General features: G+C 64.9%; 19 protein-coding genes and 1 riboswitch. Of the genes, 7 read left to right on the plus strand and 12 right to left on the minus strand.

The genetic code is table 11. The annotated features are described in order from the left end of the window. Positions 1–213 precede the first annotated feature (213 nt). A complete protein-coding gene (locus PI87_RS12100; RefSeq protein ID WP_039597957.1) occupies positions 214–726 on the plus strand; it encodes an acyl-CoA thioesterase in 513 nt (170 codons plus the stop codon). Between the two features lie 145 nt (positions 727–871). Here the strand turns inward: PI87_RS12100 and PI87_RS12105 are convergent, their stop codons facing one another. The 5 genes from PI87_RS12105 to PI87_RS12125 form a co-directional block, all read right to left on the minus strand. Next, a complete protein-coding gene (locus tag PI87_RS12105) occupies positions 872–1,417 on the minus strand; it encodes a cysteine hydrolase family protein (RefSeq protein ID WP_039597958.1) in 546 nt (181 codons plus the stop codon). A 6-nt stretch (positions 1,418–1,423) separates the two neighbouring features. Then, on the minus strand, positions 1,424–2,239 hold the full coding sequence (locus PI87_RS12110; protein ID WP_039597959.1) for an alpha/beta fold hydrolase: 816 nt from the start codon (positions 2,237–2,239) through the stop codon (positions 1,424–1,426). A gap of 78 nt (positions 2,240–2,317) precedes the next feature. Further along, the gene (locus PI87_RS12115) at positions 2,318–2,713 is read right to left on the minus strand and encodes a carboxymuconolactone decarboxylase family protein (RefSeq protein ID WP_039597960.1); all 396 of its coding nucleotides are present in this window, start codon (positions 2,711–2,713) and stop codon (positions 2,318–2,320) included. 37 nt (positions 2,714–2,750) lie between these two features. Next, positions 2,751–3,536, minus strand: coding sequence for a sulfite exporter TauE/SafE family protein (locus PI87_RS12120; RefSeq protein ID WP_039597961.1), 786 nt, complete (start codon positions 3,534–3,536; stop codon positions 2,751–2,753). A gap of 103 nt (positions 3,537–3,639) precedes the next feature. Then, entirely contained in the window at positions 3,640–4,416 is a 777-nt protein-coding gene (locus PI87_RS12125) for an NAD(P)H-dependent oxidoreductase (protein ID WP_039597962.1), read from the minus strand. 85 nt (positions 4,417–4,501) lie between these two features. Between PI87_RS12125 and PI87_RS12130 the strand changes: the two genes are divergently transcribed. Next, on the plus strand, positions 4,502–5,395 hold the full coding sequence (locus PI87_RS12130) for a LysR family transcriptional regulator (protein WP_039597963.1): 894 nt from the start codon (positions 4,502–4,504) through the stop codon (positions 5,393–5,395). Positions 5,396–5,423: 28 nt separating this feature from the next. Here PI87_RS12130 and PI87_RS12135 read toward each other — a convergent pair whose 3' ends face one another. Both PI87_RS12135 and PI87_RS12140 read right to left on the minus strand, forming a co-directional pair. Next, a complete protein-coding gene (locus PI87_RS12135; protein ID WP_039597964.1) occupies positions 5,424–6,062 on the minus strand; it encodes a LysE family translocator in 639 nt (212 codons plus the stop codon). Between the two features lie 52 nt (positions 6,063–6,114). Beyond that, positions 6,115–6,561 carry a helix-turn-helix domain-containing protein gene (locus tag PI87_RS12140; RefSeq protein ID WP_039597965.1) on the minus strand — a complete coding sequence of 149 codons (447 nt, stop codon included), beginning with the start codon at positions 6,559–6,561 and terminating at the stop codon, positions 6,115–6,117. A gap of 74 nt (positions 6,562–6,635) precedes the next feature. Here PI87_RS12140 and PI87_RS12145 point away from each other — a divergent pair, with 74 nt between their 5' ends. Continuing rightward, positions 6,636–7,502 carry a class I SAM-dependent methyltransferase gene (locus tag PI87_RS12145; RefSeq protein WP_039597966.1) on the plus strand — a complete coding sequence of 289 codons (867 nt, stop codon included), beginning with the start codon at positions 6,636–6,638 and terminating at the stop codon, positions 7,500–7,502. Next, positions 7,495–8,001, plus strand: a complete 507-nt coding sequence (locus PI87_RS12150; RefSeq protein WP_039597967.1) for a DUF2938 domain-containing protein — start codon at positions 7,495–7,497, stop codon at positions 7,999–8,001. The genes PI87_RS12145 and PI87_RS12150 overlap by 8 nt, the downstream gene beginning before the upstream one ends. 15 nt (positions 8,002–8,016) lie before the next feature. On the opposite strand, the gene PI87_RS12155 is transcribed toward PI87_RS12150, so the two are convergent. Continuing rightward, positions 8,017–8,463 carry a GNAT family N-acetyltransferase gene (locus PI87_RS12155; RefSeq protein ID WP_039597968.1) on the minus strand — a complete coding sequence of 149 codons (447 nt, stop codon included), beginning with the start codon at positions 8,461–8,463 and terminating at the stop codon, positions 8,017–8,019. A gap of 676 nt (positions 8,464–9,139) precedes the next feature. Continuing rightward, a riboswitch (cyclic di-GMP riboswitch) is annotated at positions 9,140–9,230 on the plus strand. A 63-nt stretch (positions 9,231–9,293) separates the two neighbouring features. Between PI87_RS12155 and PI87_RS12160 the strand changes: the two genes are divergently transcribed. Beyond that, a complete protein-coding gene (locus PI87_RS12160) occupies positions 9,294–10,148 on the plus strand; it encodes a spherulation-specific family 4 protein (protein WP_039597969.1) in 855 nt (284 codons plus the stop codon). A 203-nt stretch (positions 10,149–10,351) separates the two neighbouring features. Beyond that, entirely contained in the window at positions 10,352–11,434 is a 1,083-nt protein-coding gene (locus PI87_RS12165) for a calcium:proton antiporter (protein WP_039597970.1), read from the plus strand. Positions 11,435–11,458: 24 nt separating this feature from the next. Here the strand turns inward: PI87_RS12165 and PI87_RS12170 are convergent, their stop codons facing one another. From PI87_RS12170 to PI87_RS12180, 3 genes are read right to left on the minus strand one after another with little or no spacing between them, the layout of a single operon-like run. Beyond that, entirely contained in the window at positions 11,459–12,775 is a 1,317-nt protein-coding gene (locus PI87_RS12170; RefSeq protein WP_039597971.1) for a sensor histidine kinase, read from the minus strand. Continuing rightward, positions 12,772–13,512, minus strand: a complete 741-nt coding sequence (locus PI87_RS12175) for a response regulator (protein ID WP_039597972.1) — start codon at positions 13,510–13,512, stop codon at positions 12,772–12,774. The genes PI87_RS12170 and PI87_RS12175 overlap by 4 nt, the downstream gene beginning before the upstream one ends. After that, on the minus strand, positions 13,509–13,694 hold the full coding sequence (locus tag PI87_RS12180; protein ID WP_157003115.1) for a hypothetical protein: 186 nt from the start codon (positions 13,692–13,694) through the stop codon (positions 13,509–13,511). Before PI87_RS12180 ends, PI87_RS12175 begins: the two co-directional genes overlap by 4 nt. 218 nt (positions 13,695–13,912) lie before the next feature. Between PI87_RS12180 and PI87_RS12185 the strand changes: the two genes are divergently transcribed. After that, positions 13,913–14,614: a cytochrome c biogenesis CcdA family protein gene (locus tag PI87_RS12185; protein WP_039597974.1), complete on the plus strand. Its 702-nt coding sequence runs from the start codon at positions 13,913–13,915 to the stop codon at positions 14,612–14,614. 31 nt (positions 14,615–14,645) lie between these two features. Here the strand turns inward: PI87_RS12185 and PI87_RS12190 are convergent, their stop codons facing one another. Then, positions 14,646–16,025, minus strand: coding sequence for an FAD-containing oxidoreductase (locus PI87_RS12190; RefSeq protein ID WP_039597975.1), 1,380 nt, complete (start codon positions 16,023–16,025; stop codon positions 14,646–14,648). Positions 16,026–16,039 lie beyond the last annotated feature (14 nt).

Consider the following 16,039-nt stretch of genomic DNA (forward strand, 5'->3'; position numbering starts at 1 on the left):
GGCGCCCGCTGGTACCAAGAAGCAGCGGAAGGTGACGGACAGCGCGCGCGGCACGGCAGCCGAAATTGCGATCATGGCAGCGCATGTTGTAGCGTGACACCATCAATTTTCGCCCGATGCCGCACAAAATGGCCCGAGCGCGGCACAATGGCACGCCACTGCGTACCCATTTCTGCGCACCGTTTTTCCTCATCCTTCCGGTTTCAACGCCCCATGAACACGCAATCCCACCAGCTCAGCATGACCGTGCTGATGACGCCCGATATGGCCAACTTCTCCGGCAACGTGCACGGCGGCCACATCCTCAAGCTGCTCGATCAGGTGGCTTACGCGTGCGCCAGCCGCTACGCCGGCCGCTACGTCGTCACGCTCTCGGTCGATCAGGTAGTGTTTCGCCAGCCGATCCACGTGGGCGAGCTGGTGACGTTCCTGGCGTCGGTCAACTACACGGGCCGCACGTCCATGGAGATCGGCATCAAGGTGATCACGGAGAACATCCGCAACCAGGTCGTGCGCCATACCAATAGCTGCTACTTCACGATGGTGGCGGTGGACGACGACGGCAAACCGGCAGATGTGCCACCGCTTACGCCCGTCAATGCAGAAGAAAAGGAGCGCTTTGAAGCCGCTCAGCAGCGTCGTGCGCTGCGCCAGGAAATGGAAGCACGGCACAAGGCGATCAAGGCCGCCTACGGCACGCCGGGTACGTCAGACGCGGTCAGCTAAGACAACATCGCCGCGGCTGTCTGCCTACGCAGTCAGCAATGGACTGCAAACCGCATGGCGCCGGGCACTCCCATCGTTATCCACAGGCTTACCCACTGTTTCTGTGGATAACACCCGGCGCCCGATCGGGCTTGCGCAAATGCGCTCAGCTGCGCGCCCACCCTGCCGACATCATCATCTCGGCAGATGGCGTCAGAATCCGCTTCCCAAAGCTGGAAATCGACGACAGCGTCGCGTTGTGATGGCGCCGGATCAACTCGCCGCTGGCATGCGGTTTGTCGTGCGTCGTGTGGGCATCGGCCACCAGCGTAATGGTGTAGCCCAGCGCGGCCGCCTGGCGAACGGTGGTGTCCACGCAGAACTCGGTGGCGTACCCGCAGACGACCAGATGCTCGATACCGAGGCCCGCAAGCAATTCTGTCAACTGAGTGCGTAGAAAGGAATTCGGCGTGGTCTTGCGCACAACCGGATCGGTGGGAAGCACCTGCAAGGTCTGGACGAGGCCCCATGCGGGCGTGCCGTAGGGCAGCTCATCGTCTGCCGTCTCGTGCTGCACGAAGATCACCGGCACCTTCTCTTCACGCGCGCGGATAATCAGTTGGTTAATGGCTGTCAACACGCTCTCGGCCTGGGCCGGCGGCGGCGTAAACAAACCGGTCTGCACGTCAATTACGATCAGGGCGGTCGTCATGCGGTTCTAAATCGGTCGTTGGGAAAGCGGCGCCAGAAAATCCAGCACCGCTTCATTGAACACCGCCGGCCGCTGCAACGGCGCGAAATGGCTCACGCCCGGCAGCATCACCAGCCGCGCGCCAGGAATCGTCCGCGCGAGGTACTGTGCGTGCTCGGGCTGGATGAATTCGTCATGCTCGCTCTGCGCAATGGTTACAGGCACGCGAATCGCAGCCAGTTCCTCAGCCGTGGCGTTCGGCTGTGTCTGCATCATTTCGGTGACGGCGGCGACGAATGCGTCGAAATCGCCAGGGGTGGCTGACAGCGCGGCGTAATCCTGCCGGTGGCGGCTGAAGCAGCGATCGATCACGGGCGTGGGCTGGAAAGGCTTGGCGCCGCTCGGGTCCATGTTGCAGCCAAAGAAGAATACGCCCGCCACGCGCTCGGGCGTTTGCATGGCGAGGATAAGTGCAATGCAGGCGCCATCGCTCCAGCCGACGAAAGCCGCGCACCCAATGCCTAGCGCATCCATGATGGCGCGCACGTCCGACGCCATGCACGCGTACGTATAAGGCCGAGCATCGCGCGTGCTGCGGCCATGTCCACGGCTGTCGATAGCGATGACGCGATAGCCCGCAGCCACCAACGCCGGCACCTGATGGCCCCAATTGCCGCCATGACCGAGCCCGCCATGCAGCAGGATCACCGGTGTGCCCGCACCAAACGTCGCGTACCAGATGCGGGCGCCATCATGTTCGACATGGCCTTGCTCTGCGGCTGCCGGCAAATGCGCCGCGCCCTGCGCTGCAAAGCGCGTCAGGTCGTCGTCGGAAATGTCCACGTCAGGCTCCCTGTAGCAAGACTCCGCGAGCATAGGGAGGCCACCCTCGTCACGCAAGTTGTGTTAAGCGCGTTAACACTAGCGGCCGTCTTCGACGCTGATGCCCAGTTCGCTGAGCACCTCGCGCGCGGAGCGGAAGGCCTCAATGGCCGCGGGCGCCCCCGCATAGATGGCGCTGTGCAACAGCACTTCGCGAATCTCCACGGCCGTTGCGCCGTTGTTGATGGCGCCACGCACGTGGCCCTTGAGCTCCGTACTGCGGCCCAGCGCCGCCAGCATGGCGCAGGTGCACAGGCTGCGTGTCTTGAGGTCGATGCCATCGCGCTGCCACGTGCTGCCCCAGGCGTGCTCGTTGAGCCAATCCTGCAGCGGCGCAGAGAATGCATCGAGCCCGCTCATCGCCCGCTCCACAAACGCCTCGCCCATCACCTGTGCGCGGCGTGCGCGTCCGGCTTCCTTGTCCTGTTCTGCCACGATTCGTCCTCCGTTTTGAACACCCGTGTCAGGCCGATCAAGCCGGCTTGACCAGCAACATCATCAACGCGGTACCCAGCAACACCGCGCAGAACGCCAACCGCAAGCGCAGCGGCGAGAACTTGTGTGCGAGCGTCACACCCCACGACACGCTGACCATGCCGCCAACCGCCAGCGGAATGCCCGTGCCCCAGCTCACATGCTCGGCGTGGGCATACGTGGCCAGCGCGATGAGCGTACCCGGCACGACCAGCGCCAATGCCATGCCTTGCGCGCGCGTCTGCGGCATGCCGAAGAAGGTCACCAGTGCTGGCACGACCACGAGCCCGCCGCCCACGGTGAAGATGCCCGACATCGCACCACTGGCAATCCCCATCAACGGCATGGCAGCAGCAGGTAGGGCGTGCGGGGCAGCGTGCTCAGCATCCTTCGTTGCGTCTGATTTGTCCTTGAGCTGCGAAGCAAAGTACACCGCCAGCACGATCAGGAACACCGCAAACGCCGTGTGCAGATCGTGCGCATCCAACCCCGCCGCGAAGCGCGCCGCCACGTACGTCGCCGCCATGGAGAACACGCAGATCAACGCCACGGAGCGCAGATGCACCGGATGCCGCTGGTGATACCGCAGGAAGCCGATCAGCACGTTGGGCGCAATCATCACCAGCGCAGTGCCTTGCGCCAGGTGCTGATCCATCCCGTACAGATACCCGAGAACGGGAATGGCGATCAGTCCGCCGCCGATGCCCAGCAGCCCGCCCGCCACGCCCAGGCCCATACCGAGCAGGAGATTGAACAGGCCTGTAAGAACAGCGTGAGACGTCATGCGTGCGAAGAAAAAGGGGGGCGGAAAAACAAACGCGGCGACGCGCCATGCAGAACACAGCGCGCCGCCGGAAGTACCAGCCGCAAATTGTAGCGCCGGCCGTCTAAGCGAAGTGTGCGGCAAAGCCTGCTTGATCAGGCGCAATTTCCGCGCGCAGCGTGAGGGCGGGGATCTCGTAGTCCCCCGCATTCTGCCGGCGGAATGGAATTGGCTCGACGGTGAACAGCGTGTCGAGCCGCTCGCCGAGCGCTTGAGTGGTCTGCGCAAAACGCGCGTCGTCCATGCGACCGGCGCGGAAGGTCACGAACGGTGGCACCACGTCAAAGCCGGGGTAGTACAGGATGCCGTGCTGGATCGGGAACAGGACGTCATTGATCGGGCCATTGATGCCGCGCCGGCTGTAGTGCGACTCCCAGCCGCCCGTGGTGACCATCAGCATGGCGCGCTTGCCGGCCAGTGTGCCTTCGCCATAGCGGTCACCCCAGTGGGTATCGGAGTGCTCGCCCACGCCATAGGCAAACGTATTGGCGTAGACGCGCTCGACCCAGCCCTTGAGGATGGCCGGCATCGAGAACCACCACATCGGGAATTGCAGGATCACGGCATCGGCCCAGCGCAGCTTGGCCTGTTCAGCAGCAATGTCGGCAGTCTGAAAACCATTCTGGAAAGCGTGCCTGGAATCGAGCGACGCATCAAAATGCGTGCCGATCGGCGCGACGGTACTGTCGTTGACATCGAGCTGTGCTTTCCATTGCATGGCATACAGGTCGGACACCTGCACGGTGTGGCCGGCGGCCTCCAGGCGCTGGACAGCAAAGTTCTTGAGAGCACCGTTGAGCGACTTGGGTTCGGGGTGGGCGTAGACGATCAGGACATTCATGGCAGCAAATCCAAACTGAGAGAACCTCAGAATGGCGGTCGCCAAGGTATATTGGAAATGAATAATCCGTATTCCAGGCATAGCCATGAATAATCTCCGGCGGTTGGACCTCAACCTGCTGGTCACGCTGGACGTGCTGCTGACCGAGCACAACGTCACACGGGCAGCGGAGCGGCTGAACTTTTCGCAGCCGTCGGTGAGCGTGCATCTGGCCAAGCTGCGCGACATCTTTGGTGATCCGCTGCTGCTGCCCGGCCCACGCGGCATGCGACCCACCGCGCGTGCCGAAGCGCTGCGCGAGCCGTTGCGCCAGGCACTGGAAGCGCTGGAACTGGCGGTCGCGCCCGCCAGCCCGTTTGATCCGGCACACGCTGCCAACACCTGGCGCGTGGCTGCCACCGACTACGGTGAGTCGACCATCGTGCTACCGGCGCTCAACGCACTGCGTAGCGCTGCGCCGGGCGCACGGCTGGCCATTCTCGAACTGGCGCCGCCGCGTATCGAAAAGCAGGCCGAGCAAGGCGAGATCGATCTCGCCTTCCACACCACCGACGGCGCCCCACCCGGCTTGCGCCGTCGTGCGCTGTTTGCCGAGCGCTATGTGTTGGTTGGCCGCGCCGGACACCCGCGCCTGAAACGCAAGCCGACACTGACGCAGTTCTGCACGCTCGATCACGTGATCGTGTCGCCGGATGGCGGGGGGTTCTTCGGTGTGACGGACGAAGCGCTCAAGGCAGCTGGTGCCACGCGGCGCGTGGTGCTGTCGGTGCCGCACTTCCTGTTTGTGATGACGGCGGTGGCAAGCACCGACATGGTGGCGATGCTGCCCGAGCGGCTCGTGCGTGGCGCCGGTGCGCTACAGGTGGTCGAGCCGCCGGTGGACGTGCCGGGGTATGAGATGTCGATGCTGTGGCATGAGCGGGTGCACCGAGACCCCGGGCATCAATGGCTGCGAGACATGATAGCGAGGGCGGTGTAATCCGCCCCGAGGCCAATCAGACCCGCCGTTACAGCCCCGCCTTGGGTGCGGTCAGGATCAGGCGCAGTCCGAGCGCGGCAATCGCAACAGCGGCCACGCGGTCCACCCAGGCCTTGGCACGCAGATACATCTCGCGCGGCACACGGCTCGAAAAGCACAGCGCAACGACCGTGTACCAGCCAAACTCCACCAGGAACACCAGCGGCGGCAGCACGAAATAGCACCACATCGGCGGATGCTGCGGCAGCAGCGCGGCAAAGATACTGCCGTACCAGATGGCAGTCTTCGGGTTGCTCATCTGCGTGGTGATGCCCGTCCAGAACGACTTGCGCGTGCTGCCGGCCTGCGGTGCAACACGCTCATCCATGGCGATGGGGTGCTTGGCGCCGCGCCAGATCTTCCACGCGACATAGGTCAGGTAAGCGCCGCCGGCCACCTTCAGGCCGATATAGAGCCACTCGACGGCTTGCAACAGCGTATAGAGCCCCGCCAGCGCCAGGCCGCCGAAGAAGAGCGCGCCCGCGCCCATCCCCAGTGCCGTGGCCAGGCCATCGCGACGCGACAGGCCGATGGCATTACGCGCAACCAGCACAAAGCTCGGCCCCGGGATCATCGCCCCGAGCAGCAAAGCAACGAGAATGGCGAATACAGCAGCAGATGCGGTCATCGGGGTCTCCTGGTTGGTAATTGCAGCTTGGGGGCGAAATTGTCGCACGCCGCTAGCGCGCCTGCTGGCGCCGGGCACGCGGCTGCGCCGTATCGGCTGGCGCGATTGCACCTGATGCCGCTGCCCGCACAATCCGCTGAAACGTCGGGCATTCCATGTGGCTGGGCGCGGGGCAGACGGCGGCATGCCGCAGGCCGTCGCGCATGGCGGTCAGGCGGCGGATCGTCCGGTCCAGCTCATCAGCCTTGGCGGCAAGCATCTGGCGGTCAACATGCAGTTGCCCTTCTGACACGAACATGTGAGCGATCTCGTCGAGCGAGAAGCCCGCCGCACGCCCCAGCGCGATCAACGCCAGCCGCTCCAGCACATTGGCATGAAACTGGCGGCGCAGCCCGCGCCGTCCGGTCGAGGCAATCAGCCCCTTCTCTTCGTAATACCGCAGCGTTGAGGCGGGCACACCAGCCTGCTGCGTCACTTCGGCAATGTCCAGCGTGCTCACTGCTTGACCTCAAGTCGACTTGAACCTGCACAGTGTAGTGCTCGCGCCCGGATGGCGCGCACAGGACAGCAATCATGAAAACGATGCCCCCAACTGACGATACCCAGGCTGCACTCTGGAACGGCCACAGCGGGCATGCCTGGGTCGACACCCAGGCCGTGCTCGACGCGATGTTCCAGCCCTTCGAAGACCGGCTCGTCGAGGCCGTCAGCACCCACGGCGCCCAGCGCGTGCTGGACGTCGGCTGCGGCACGGGCAGCACCACGCTTGCCATATCGCGGCAGATAGGCGCGGCCGGCCAGTGCACCGGTGTCGACATTTCCGCGCCGATGCTCCGCCTCGCCCAGGCGCGTGCCGAGCGTGAAGCCGCATCGGTGCGCTTCATCCGCGCGGACGCACAAACGCACGCGTTCGAGCCCGCCACGTTCGACATGATCGTCTCCCGCCTGGGTGTGATGTTCTTCAACGACCCGGTTGCGGCCTTCGCAAACCTGCGGCTGGCCGCAAGCGAAGGTGCAGCGCTCTGGTTCATCGCCTGGCGCAGCGGCACTGACAACCCATTCATGACCACCGCAGAGCGTGCGGCGGCGCCGCTGCTGTCCAACCTCCCACAGCGCCAGCCGGGCGCGCCAGGGCAGTTCGCTTTTGCCGATCGCGAACGGGTGGCCAGCATCCTGGCCGCCAGCGGCTGGACCGACATCGACATCCAACCCGCCGACTTCGCATGCACCTTGCCCGAGCGGGAACTCGTGCCCTACCTCAGCCGGTTTGGCCCCGTCGGGCTGGCACTGCAAGCGGTCGACGCACAGACGCGTGTACGCGTTGTCGATGCCATGCGCGCTGCGTCCGAGCCCTACGTGCATGGCGCGGATGTGCGCTTCAGCGCCGCATGCTGGATTGCCCGCGCACGCGCCACGCGATTGGAGGCGGCCCATGCCTGAAACCACGCGCACACTGCTCTGCGCGCTGCTGATCGGTGCAGGCGCTACCGTCATCATCGACATCTGGGCCATCGTCCGGCAGCGGCTGCTTGGCGTGCCGCCGTTGGACTACGGCATGGTCGGGCGCTGGTTTGGCCATCTGCTTCGCGGGCGCGTGCGGCACACCCCTATCAGCGGTTCAGCGCCTATCGCGGGCGAACGGTTGATCGGCTGGACGACCCACTACGTGATCGGCATCGCCTTCGCGGGCGTGTTGCTGGCGGGGTGGGGACTCGATTGGGCGTGTCATCCGACCATCGGGCCCGCGCTCATCGTCGGCATCGGCAGTGTGGCGGCGCCTTTCTTCGTGATGCAGCCGGCCATGGGCGCCGGCATTGCCGCCAGCCGCACGCCACGCCCAGCGGCGGCGCGGCTGCACAGCGTGGTGATGCACACGATGTTCGGTCTGGGGTTATATGTGGCTGCGTTGGTGGTCAGCGTGGCGCCGCACTTTTGCTAACTACCCTCTTCCGCGCTATCGCAAGTCACATCGCATGCACAGCGCCGAGGTGCGCTCCGCGCTGCGGAAGACCAGTGATGCGCGCACTTCTGCCGGCACCTTCTCCGCCGGAAACAGTGAGAAACCCCAGCGCGCGAAATATAACGGTGCGGTCGTCGACAGCAGATACGCTTCACGCGCGCCAGTGCCACGCGCACGCAGCAGCAACGTTTCGATCAGCCGGCTGGCAATGCCGCGATCCCGGTAAATGGGGTCGACCGCGGCGGAGCGGACCACGATGGAGCGGCCGCCCTGCTCCCCCGCCACGCAGCCGATGATGCGGTCTTTATCCAGCGCCACGTGAAAGGCGTCGATGCTGTCTTGGGTGCCATCTGCAGGCAACCCGCAGCGCTGGAGGAGTGCGGCAACGGCGCTCCAATCGTCAAGCGAAGCCTGGCGCAGGTGAATGTCGTCGGTCTGCATGTGAACGTGGTCTCCGGGAGCGCGCTCGCCCGCAATGCAATCGCTGCGGCACGCTTCTGTCGTCATTCGGCAAACTGCGTTGCCGTTCCCTTCATCAAACCCTTTCTTGTAGAAAGGAGGGGGTGAGGCCACCGTCGGTCAGGTGAGCGCCCAGACTAGCACCCGGACCCGGCTGGAATGATGAAACCCGTGCGTAATCTACGGACATCGTTCCGACTCGATCCCGCGACCAGAATGCGCACTGAAGTCACGCAAACGAATGCTTGTTGGCTTTGCAGGCGGATGCCGGGAACGCTGTCGCAGGCAATCCGTGCAATCCCGCCCGCCATCTGGATACCATCGCAGCCGCAACATCACCCTGCGGGAACACGCACCATTCGCCCTGTCCTCTTGACCTGCCCATCACGAAGACGCGACACATCCGCTCGGCCCTCCCGACACTTGCCGCTACGCGACTAACCAGCACCGCAGCCACCCAGGGCACCTGCGGATTGATCAAGTTCACCGGTGCACGAAATTGATGAATCCGCGTACGGCGGCGTCAATGCTCTCTTTCGCGTAAGCGCAGGCTGCGTCGGTTTCCGACAACGCTCCGCGGCAATCCTGCGCATTTGCGCAATCTGTGTTTGCCGGCAGCACGGCGCCCCGGTAGAGTTTTCGGCTAATGGGCAAGTGCCCAGAACTTTGGCAAAACCGGAGTGATCCGGCGACGCAAAGCTATAGGGACTTCCAAGCGGTGAACCGCCGGAAGTCAGCCAGTTGCCCGCTGACCCGCAATGGCAGCGGGCCAATTGACGGATGCAGACCTCTGCACTGTCAGGAGGCACATAATGAAAAAGACACACACGGGGGGGCTCACGCCCGCATTCGCCACGCATGTTGTGGCACGTTCGGTAGCACGTTCGGTAGCACGTTCGGCACGACTCGTCGGATCAGCCATTGCCTTTGCGGCATGCGCGCTGGCAGGTGCGTCGCACGCCAAGGCCGAAGGCCTGCTGGTACCGGCCTACATCTACCCATCCGGCAGCGGTGCGACGCAGTGGAACACGCTCGCAACCACCGCGCAGACGGTGCCGACCACCGTCATCCTCAACCCCAACAGCGGCCCGGGCACCTCGCAAGACCCGAACTATGTTGCAGCGGTGGCCAAGGTGCGTGCGGCAGGCGGCAAGGTGATCGGCTATGTGTCGACTTCATACGCGAACCGGGCATTGTCTGCCGTGGTGCAGGACATCAACACCTATCAGGCGCTCTATCAGGTCGACGGCTTCTTCATCGACGAGATGACCGCCGACGGCGTGACCGCGCACGTGCAGTTCTACCAATCGGTCTACAACTACATCAAGGGCCTGTCGTCCACGTACACGGTCACGGGCAACCCGGGCACCAACGTACCGGAGATCTACGCCAGCCTGCCGGTGGCGGACCAGATCGTCACGTTCGAAGACAGCGCGCGCAACTACACCAAGTACGCGCCGCTGGCCTGGCAGGCCAACTACCCGGCCAGCCGCTTCGCGCACATCGTGTACGCCGCATCGGCCACGCAAATGCAGACCTTCATGCGCGGCGCGTCTGCCAAGGACGCGGGCAGCGTGTATTTCACGTCCAAGACGCTGCCGAATCCGTATGGCGCATTGCCGAGCTATTGGAGCCAGGAAGTTTCGGCTGCGGCCGCGGCAAAGTAATCCAGGCAGGTTGACGCGCTCGGCAGCCATGCTGGGCGTGACTGGGCTGACCATCCTCCAGCGCGTGCCCTGACGGCCAGCGCGCCGGGGGTGGCAGTCACAGGCCGTGACAGGCCTGCAGTGGCGCATGCTATATATTTGGGCCACCCGAATCCGCGCCCTTCGCCGCTTGCCGGCGTTGAGACAACAACAAGGAACCCTCCATGGCCGTCACTTCCAACAAGCTGCCCCCTTGGACAATCGCCGCCCCGCTGCTCGCGTGGGTGGTGCTGGTGGGCGGCACGCTCATGACACCTCCCGGCTGGTTGATCGCGCTGATGGCGCTGGCGCTGGCCGGTGCCGTCTTTGCCGCCGTGCACCACGCCGAGGTAGTCGCGCACAAGGTGGGCGAGCCGTTCGGCACGCTGGTGCTGGCCATTGCCGTGACCGTGATCGAGGTGGCACTGATCGTGTCGGTCATGCTGTCATCCGGGCCCGAGAAAGCCGGGCTGGCGCGCGACACGGTATTCGCGGCGGTCATGATCATCTGTAACGGCATCGTGGGCCTGTGCCTGTTCGTGGGCGGCCTGCGCCACCGCGAGCAGGCCTTCCAGGCACCGGGCGCCAACGCCGCGCTGGCCGTGCTGGCTGCGCTGGTCACGTTGACCATGGTGCTGCCCAACTACACGAGCTCCACACCCGGCCCGATCCTGACCCCATCGCAACTTGGCTTTGCCGGTGTGACGTCGCTGGTGTTGTACGGCTGCTTCGTGATCGTGCAGACGATCCGCCATCGTGACTACTTCCTCGTCGACAGCGCTGACGAAGACGTGCATGCACCGCCGCCCCCGGCGCGCGTGGCCGCAACCAGCGCGGTGCTGCTGATGGTGTGCCTGGTGGCCGTGGTGGGCCTGGCGAAGGTGCTGTCGCCCTCGGTGGAAGCCGCGCTGTTGAGCGCTGGCGCACCTGCAGCGGCTGTGGGTATCGTCATCGCTGCGCTGGTGCTGCTGCCGGAAGGGCTGGCCGCCGTGCGCGCCGCCAACGCCGACCGCATCCAGACCAGTCTGAACCTCGCGCTGGGCTCGGCACTGGCCAGTATCGGGTTGACCATTCCCACGGTGGCCGCCGTGTTCATCTGGATTGGCCGGCCGCTCGAACTGGGCCTGGGGCCGAAGGAGATGGTGTTGCTGTTCCTCACCCTGATCGTGTCGGCGCTCACGCTGGGCAAGGGCCGTACGACGATCCTGCAGGGTGTGGTTCACCTTGCGATCTTTGCGGCCTACCTGTTCCTCTCCATCGTGCCCTGAGCGGCATACGCCGGATCAAGCCGACTACGCAGGCAACGTCAGCGTTGCCTGCAGCCCCCCACCCTGACGATTGGTCAGCGCCAGACGCCCGCCCATGGCCTGCGCCAGTTGCTGCGCAATCGCCAGGCCCAGGCCGGTGCCGCCCGTGCCCCGGTTGCGTGACGTCTCCAGCCGGTAGAACGGCTGCATCACCCGCTCCAATTCCGCCTCGGGAATACCAGGGCCGCGGTCCAGCACCACAATGGCGAGGTTGCCGCCGGGCTCGCGCGACACCATCACCTCGGCATCACCGCCAAACTTGATGGCGTTGTCGATCAGGTTGGTCAGGATGCGCCGCAGCGCTTGCGGGCGGGTTTCAACCGGTGCCCCGACCTTGCCCTCCACCACGATGGGCGTGCCGCCATCCCGATAGTCATAGCTCAAGCTGTCGAGCAACGCGTCGATGTCTACCCGAGCGGGGGCTTCTGCACTGCCGTGCAATGTGCGTGCGTAGGTCACGCCTTCGCGCACAAGATGCTCCATCGCACGCAGGTCCTGCACCAGCCGCTCCTGCGTTTCAGAAGGGTCCATCAGATCCAGCCGCAGGCGCATGCGGGTGATGGGCGTTTGCAGATCATGCGAGATGGCCGCCAGGATCTGCACACGCTCGGCCAGATAGCCGGCAATGCGCTGCTGCATGGCATTGAAGGCCGCCGCAGCATGCGCGACTTCCACCGGACCGTGTTCGGGAATCGCCTCGCTCTTGAGATCGGGGCCGAGGCTTTCTGCGGCGGTCGCCAACTGCTTGAGCGGGCGCGTGACAAGGCGCACGGCCAGCCACGCGCATCCGCCCAACAGCACCAGTTGCACGCCCAACAGCAGCGGCAGCCAGCTCGCCATGGCCGCCGGCGCAGGATGCACGTCGATGGTGAGCGGGCTGCCATCACTCAGGCGCAGGTGTACCTGGTACTGATTACCGCCGCCGGGCACGGCATTGGCGGTGACGTTGTAGCGGCCCTCCAACGCGCGGTCGATGGTGGCAGCCGCCTCGCGAGACAGCGCGTCGCGCGGGGGCGCATCGCTGCGGATACCGGCATCGAGCACGTAGCGGTACGTGCGCCGGCTCAGCCGGTCTGCCCAGACCTCACGCTTGGCTGGGGGCAGCATATCGAGCATGGCGACCGAGCTGGCGACATCCGTTTCCAGGTTGCCGAGCATCAACCGATCGGCCGCGTCGGAACGTTCATGCGCCACGAGGCTGAACGCCAACCCCTGCGCCAGTGCCAACCCCACCAGCAGGATGACCATCAGACGCGCAAACAATGTGCGCGGCCATAGACGCAAGGTGTGCAAGGCAGTCATGCGCGCTCCTCGCGAATCTCCACCGCCGAGGCGAACACGTATCCACCATTGCGCACGGTCTTGATGTACTTCGGCTCGCGCGCGTCGTCACCCAGGCGTTGCCGCAGGCGGCTCACCATCAGGTCGATGGAGCGCTCGAACAGCTCGGCGTCGCGCCCTTGCGTGAGGTTGAGCAGTTGGTCACGGCTGAGCACGCGCTGCGGATGGTCGAGGAACACGCGCAGCAGCTTGTATTCCGCGCCGCTCAGGGCGACGACCACGTCCTGGTCATCCAGCAGATGCCGCGCCGTGGTATCGAGCCGCCAGTCGCCAAAGGCCAGCACCGTAGCGGCCTCGGTGATCTGCAGGTTGGGCGGCAGCATGCGCGTACGACGCAGCACGGAGCGCACGCGGGCCAGTAGTTCACGCGCGGCAAACGGCTTCACGAGGTAGTCGTCGGCGCCCATTTCCAGGCCGAGAATGCGGTCGGCCTCTTCGTTGCGGGCGGTCAGCATGAGGATGGGCAGGTTCTTGCGCGGGCCGGCACGCAGGTCGCGGCACAGGGCCAGGCCGTCTTCGCCGGGCAGCATCAGGTCGAGCACGATCAGGTCGACCGAGCCCTTGTCGAGCGCGGCACGCATCTCACGCCCGTTGGCAGCCAGCGTCACGCGCATCTCGTTGCGTTCAAGATAGGTCCCCACCAGCTCGCGGATCTCGCGGTCGTCATCAACGATGAGGATGTGGTCGGGCTGGCTCATGGTTTGTGCTCGATGGGGGTGGATGGTTGGCTGAACAACGGGTTGGCTTGCCGGCGCCGGTCGGATGTTGTCAGCCGCGTACGCGCAGGCCCAGGCGCCACCCAGCGGCAGACACCCGCGCCGCCCAGCTCGCAGGTCAGCGCAGAGAACGTCATGGTGGCAAGTAGCAGCAGATCCTTCATGGCAGGCATCCTTTCAGCAGTCGCACCGTAACACCGACGGCACGCGATGGGCGCATTGTGCGGCGGCTTCAGGGGTCTTGAGAGGGCCTTTTGTATCGCTCTGTATCTGGGAGGCCGCCAAACAAGAAACATTGCACTTGCGCCTGCTTGCGGAAACAGCCGCGATACGTGGGCGACGCCTAATGCGGTCATCGGCTCAACCAACTAGGAGACCCCCGATGATCGACCTCATTCTTGCCGCGCTGGCCGGCGTACTGACAATTGCATCACCGTGCGTGCTGCCGGTGCTGCCCATGGTGCTGAGTGCTTCCAGCGACGAAGCCAGCGCGCTGCGCCCGGTGGCGATTGCGCTGGGCTTCGTGCTCGCATTCTCGGCGCTTGGCGTGGCATTTGGCGCGCTGTCCAGTTCGTTTGCCTGGGCGCAGGATGCCGTACGCACCGTGGCGATCGTGATCCTGCTCCTGTCGGGGTTGGCCCGCTTGTGGCCCAGCGTGTTCGAGCGGCTCGTGGCCCCCTTTGGCGGCATCATCGATCGCTTTGCGGGTGTCGCATCCCGCACGGGCACCGGCCTGGCGGGCGGCTTTGTGCTGGGCATGACGCTGGGCGTGGTGTGGACACCGTGTGCCGGCCCCACGCTCGCCTCCATCCTGGCGCTGGTGGCCAAGGCGCAGGACCTGGGCCGTGCCGGCGTGCTGCTTGCGCTGTTCTCTGCGGGGGCGGCGATTCCGTTGCTCGTCATCGCGTACGGCGGCCGTTATGTAACCGCACAGGTCCGCAAGGTGTCGCGGTATGCGCAGCGCTTGCAGCAGGTGTTCGGTGCGGCAGTTGTGGTGACGGCCATTGCGATGCTCTTCCAGGTCGACGCGCTGGTGGTGGCGCAGTTGAGCACGGTGTTGCCGTCGATTCACCTGGGCGTTTGAGGCACGCGATATCTGCTTTTGGGCACCGGTGCTACGGCACCGGCTGCATCTCCTGCAGCAGCGTCGGCACCAGTTCCGACACGGTCGGGTGGATGTGCATGGCACGGCTGATGGTGGTGTACGGCGCCTTGGCATACATCACGTCGAGCAGCGAATGCACGACCTCATCCCCCGTCACGCCCAAAATCGCAGCGCCCAGAATCTCGTGACTTTGCGCATCCACCACCACCCGCATGAAGCCCTGGCTCTCGCCCTTCTCCACGGCACGCCCAACGCGTGTCATCGGGCGATTGCCGACCAACAGCTTGCGGCCCGACTGCTTGGCCTCCGCCAACGTCATACCGACGCGGCCGAGCGGTGGGTCGATGTACATGGCGTACGCCTGAATGCGGTCCGACACCTTGCGCGGATCGTCATCCAGCAGGTTGGCCGCGACGATCTCGTAGTCGTTGTAGGACGTATGCGTGAACGCGCCACGCCCATTGCAATCCCCCAGGGCCCAGATGCCGGAGACGTTGGTGCGCAATTGCTCGTCAACACGGATGTTGCCGCGCGCATCGGTTTCGACACCCGCCTTGTCCAGGCCAAGATCATCCGTGTTGGGCACACGCCCGACGGCCAGCAGCAGGTGCGAACCTGACACTTCACGCGCACCGCTCGTGCAATCCAGCCCAACCACGACGTTGCCCGCTTCGCCGCGCACGCTCAAGCAGTTGGCCGCCAATTGCACGTCGATCCCCTCGGCCTCCAGAATCTCGCGCACCGCCTGCGACACATCTTCGTCTTCACGGGCGATCAGGCGCGGGCCCTTCTCCACGATCGTCACACGTGCGCCGAAACGCCGGTACATCTGGCCGAATTCCAGCCCCACGTAACTGCCGCCGATCACGATCAGGTGCTCGGGCAGGAAGTCCACGTCCATCATGGTCGCGTTGGTGAGATAAGGCACCTGGTCCAGCCCCGGCATCGAGGGGATCAACGCGCGTCCGCCAACGTTGATGAAGATGTGCTCGGCCTCCAGCAAATCGTTACCGACGCGCACGGTTTGCGCACTTTCAAAGCGCGCATGGCCCTGGAAGACGGTGCAGTGCTCAAGGCCGCGCAGCCACTGTTCCACGCCCCGACTGGAGCGCCCGGAAATCTCATCCTTGCGCGCCTTCACGCGCGCCATATCGACAGACACCTGTCCGTCGATCATCACACCGTACTCGGCGGCCCGTTGCGCGAGACGCGCGGCGTATGCGCTGGCCACCAGTGTTTTGGTCGGGATACAACCGGTGTTGACGCACGTGCCGCCAAACCGCCCGCGCTCGATGATGGCGACCTTCATGCCCGCGCCGGACAGTCGCGCAGCCAGCGCCGGGCCAGCTTGCCCCGTACCGATGATGATGGCGTCGAAGCGTTGCGTCATGGCGGTCTCCTTCC

The organism is Ralstonia sp. A12 (assembly GCF_000801955.1).
Lineage (GTDB): Bacteria > Pseudomonadota > Gammaproteobacteria > Burkholderiales > Burkholderiaceae > Ralstonia.

Bases quoted from the DNA above. Each gene is read 5' to 3' on its own strand.
- PI87_RS12100 (WP_039597957.1), top strand. From the start codon at position 214: ATGAACACGCAATCCCACCAGCTCAGCATGACCGTGCTGATGACGCCC.
- PI87_RS12105 (WP_039597958.1), bottom strand. From the start codon at position 1,417: ATGACGACCGCCCTGATCGTAATTGACGTGCAGACCGGTTTGTTTACG.
- PI87_RS12120 (WP_039597961.1), bottom strand. From the start codon at position 3,536: ATGACGTCTCACGCTGTTCTTACAGGCCTGTTCAATCTCCTGCTCGGT.
- PI87_RS12125 (WP_039597962.1), bottom strand. From the start codon at position 4,416: ATGAATGTCCTGATCGTCTACGCCCACCCCGAACCCAAGTCGCTCAAC.
- PI87_RS12130 (WP_039597963.1), top strand. From the start codon at position 4,502: ATGAATAATCTCCGGCGGTTGGACCTCAACCTGCTGGTCACGCTGGAC.
- PI87_RS12135 (WP_039597964.1), bottom strand. From the start codon at position 6,062: ATGACCGCATCTGCTGCTGTATTCGCCATTCTCGTTGCTTTGCTGCTC.
- PI87_RS12145 (WP_039597966.1), top strand. From the start codon at position 6,636: ATGAAAACGATGCCCCCAACTGACGATACCCAGGCTGCACTCTGGAAC.
- PI87_RS12150 (WP_039597967.1), top strand. From the start codon at position 7,495: ATGCCTGAAACCACGCGCACACTGCTCTGCGCGCTGCTGATCGGTGCA.
- PI87_RS12155 (WP_039597968.1), bottom strand. From the start codon at position 8,463: ATGCAGACCGACGACATTCACCTGCGCCAGGCTTCGCTTGACGATTGG.
- PI87_RS12160 (WP_039597969.1), top strand. From the start codon at position 9,294: ATGAAAAAGACACACACGGGGGGGCTCACGCCCGCATTCGCCACGCAT.
- PI87_RS12165 (WP_039597970.1), top strand. From the start codon at position 10,352: ATGGCCGTCACTTCCAACAAGCTGCCCCCTTGGACAATCGCCGCCCCG.
- PI87_RS12170 (WP_039597971.1), bottom strand. From the start codon at position 12,775: ATGACTGCCTTGCACACCTTGCGTCTATGGCCGCGCACATTGTTTGCG.
- PI87_RS12175 (WP_039597972.1), bottom strand. From the start codon at position 13,512: ATGAGCCAGCCCGACCACATCCTCATCGTTGATGACGACCGCGAGATC.
- PI87_RS12180 (WP_157003115.1), bottom strand. From the start codon at position 13,694: ATGAAGGATCTGCTGCTACTTGCCACCATGACGTTCTCTGCGCTGACC.
- PI87_RS12185 (WP_039597974.1), top strand. From the start codon at position 13,913: ATGATCGACCTCATTCTTGCCGCGCTGGCCGGCGTACTGACAATTGCA.
- PI87_RS12190 (WP_039597975.1), bottom strand. From the start codon at position 16,025: ATGACGCAACGCTTCGACGCCATCATCATCGGTACGGGGCAAGCTGGC.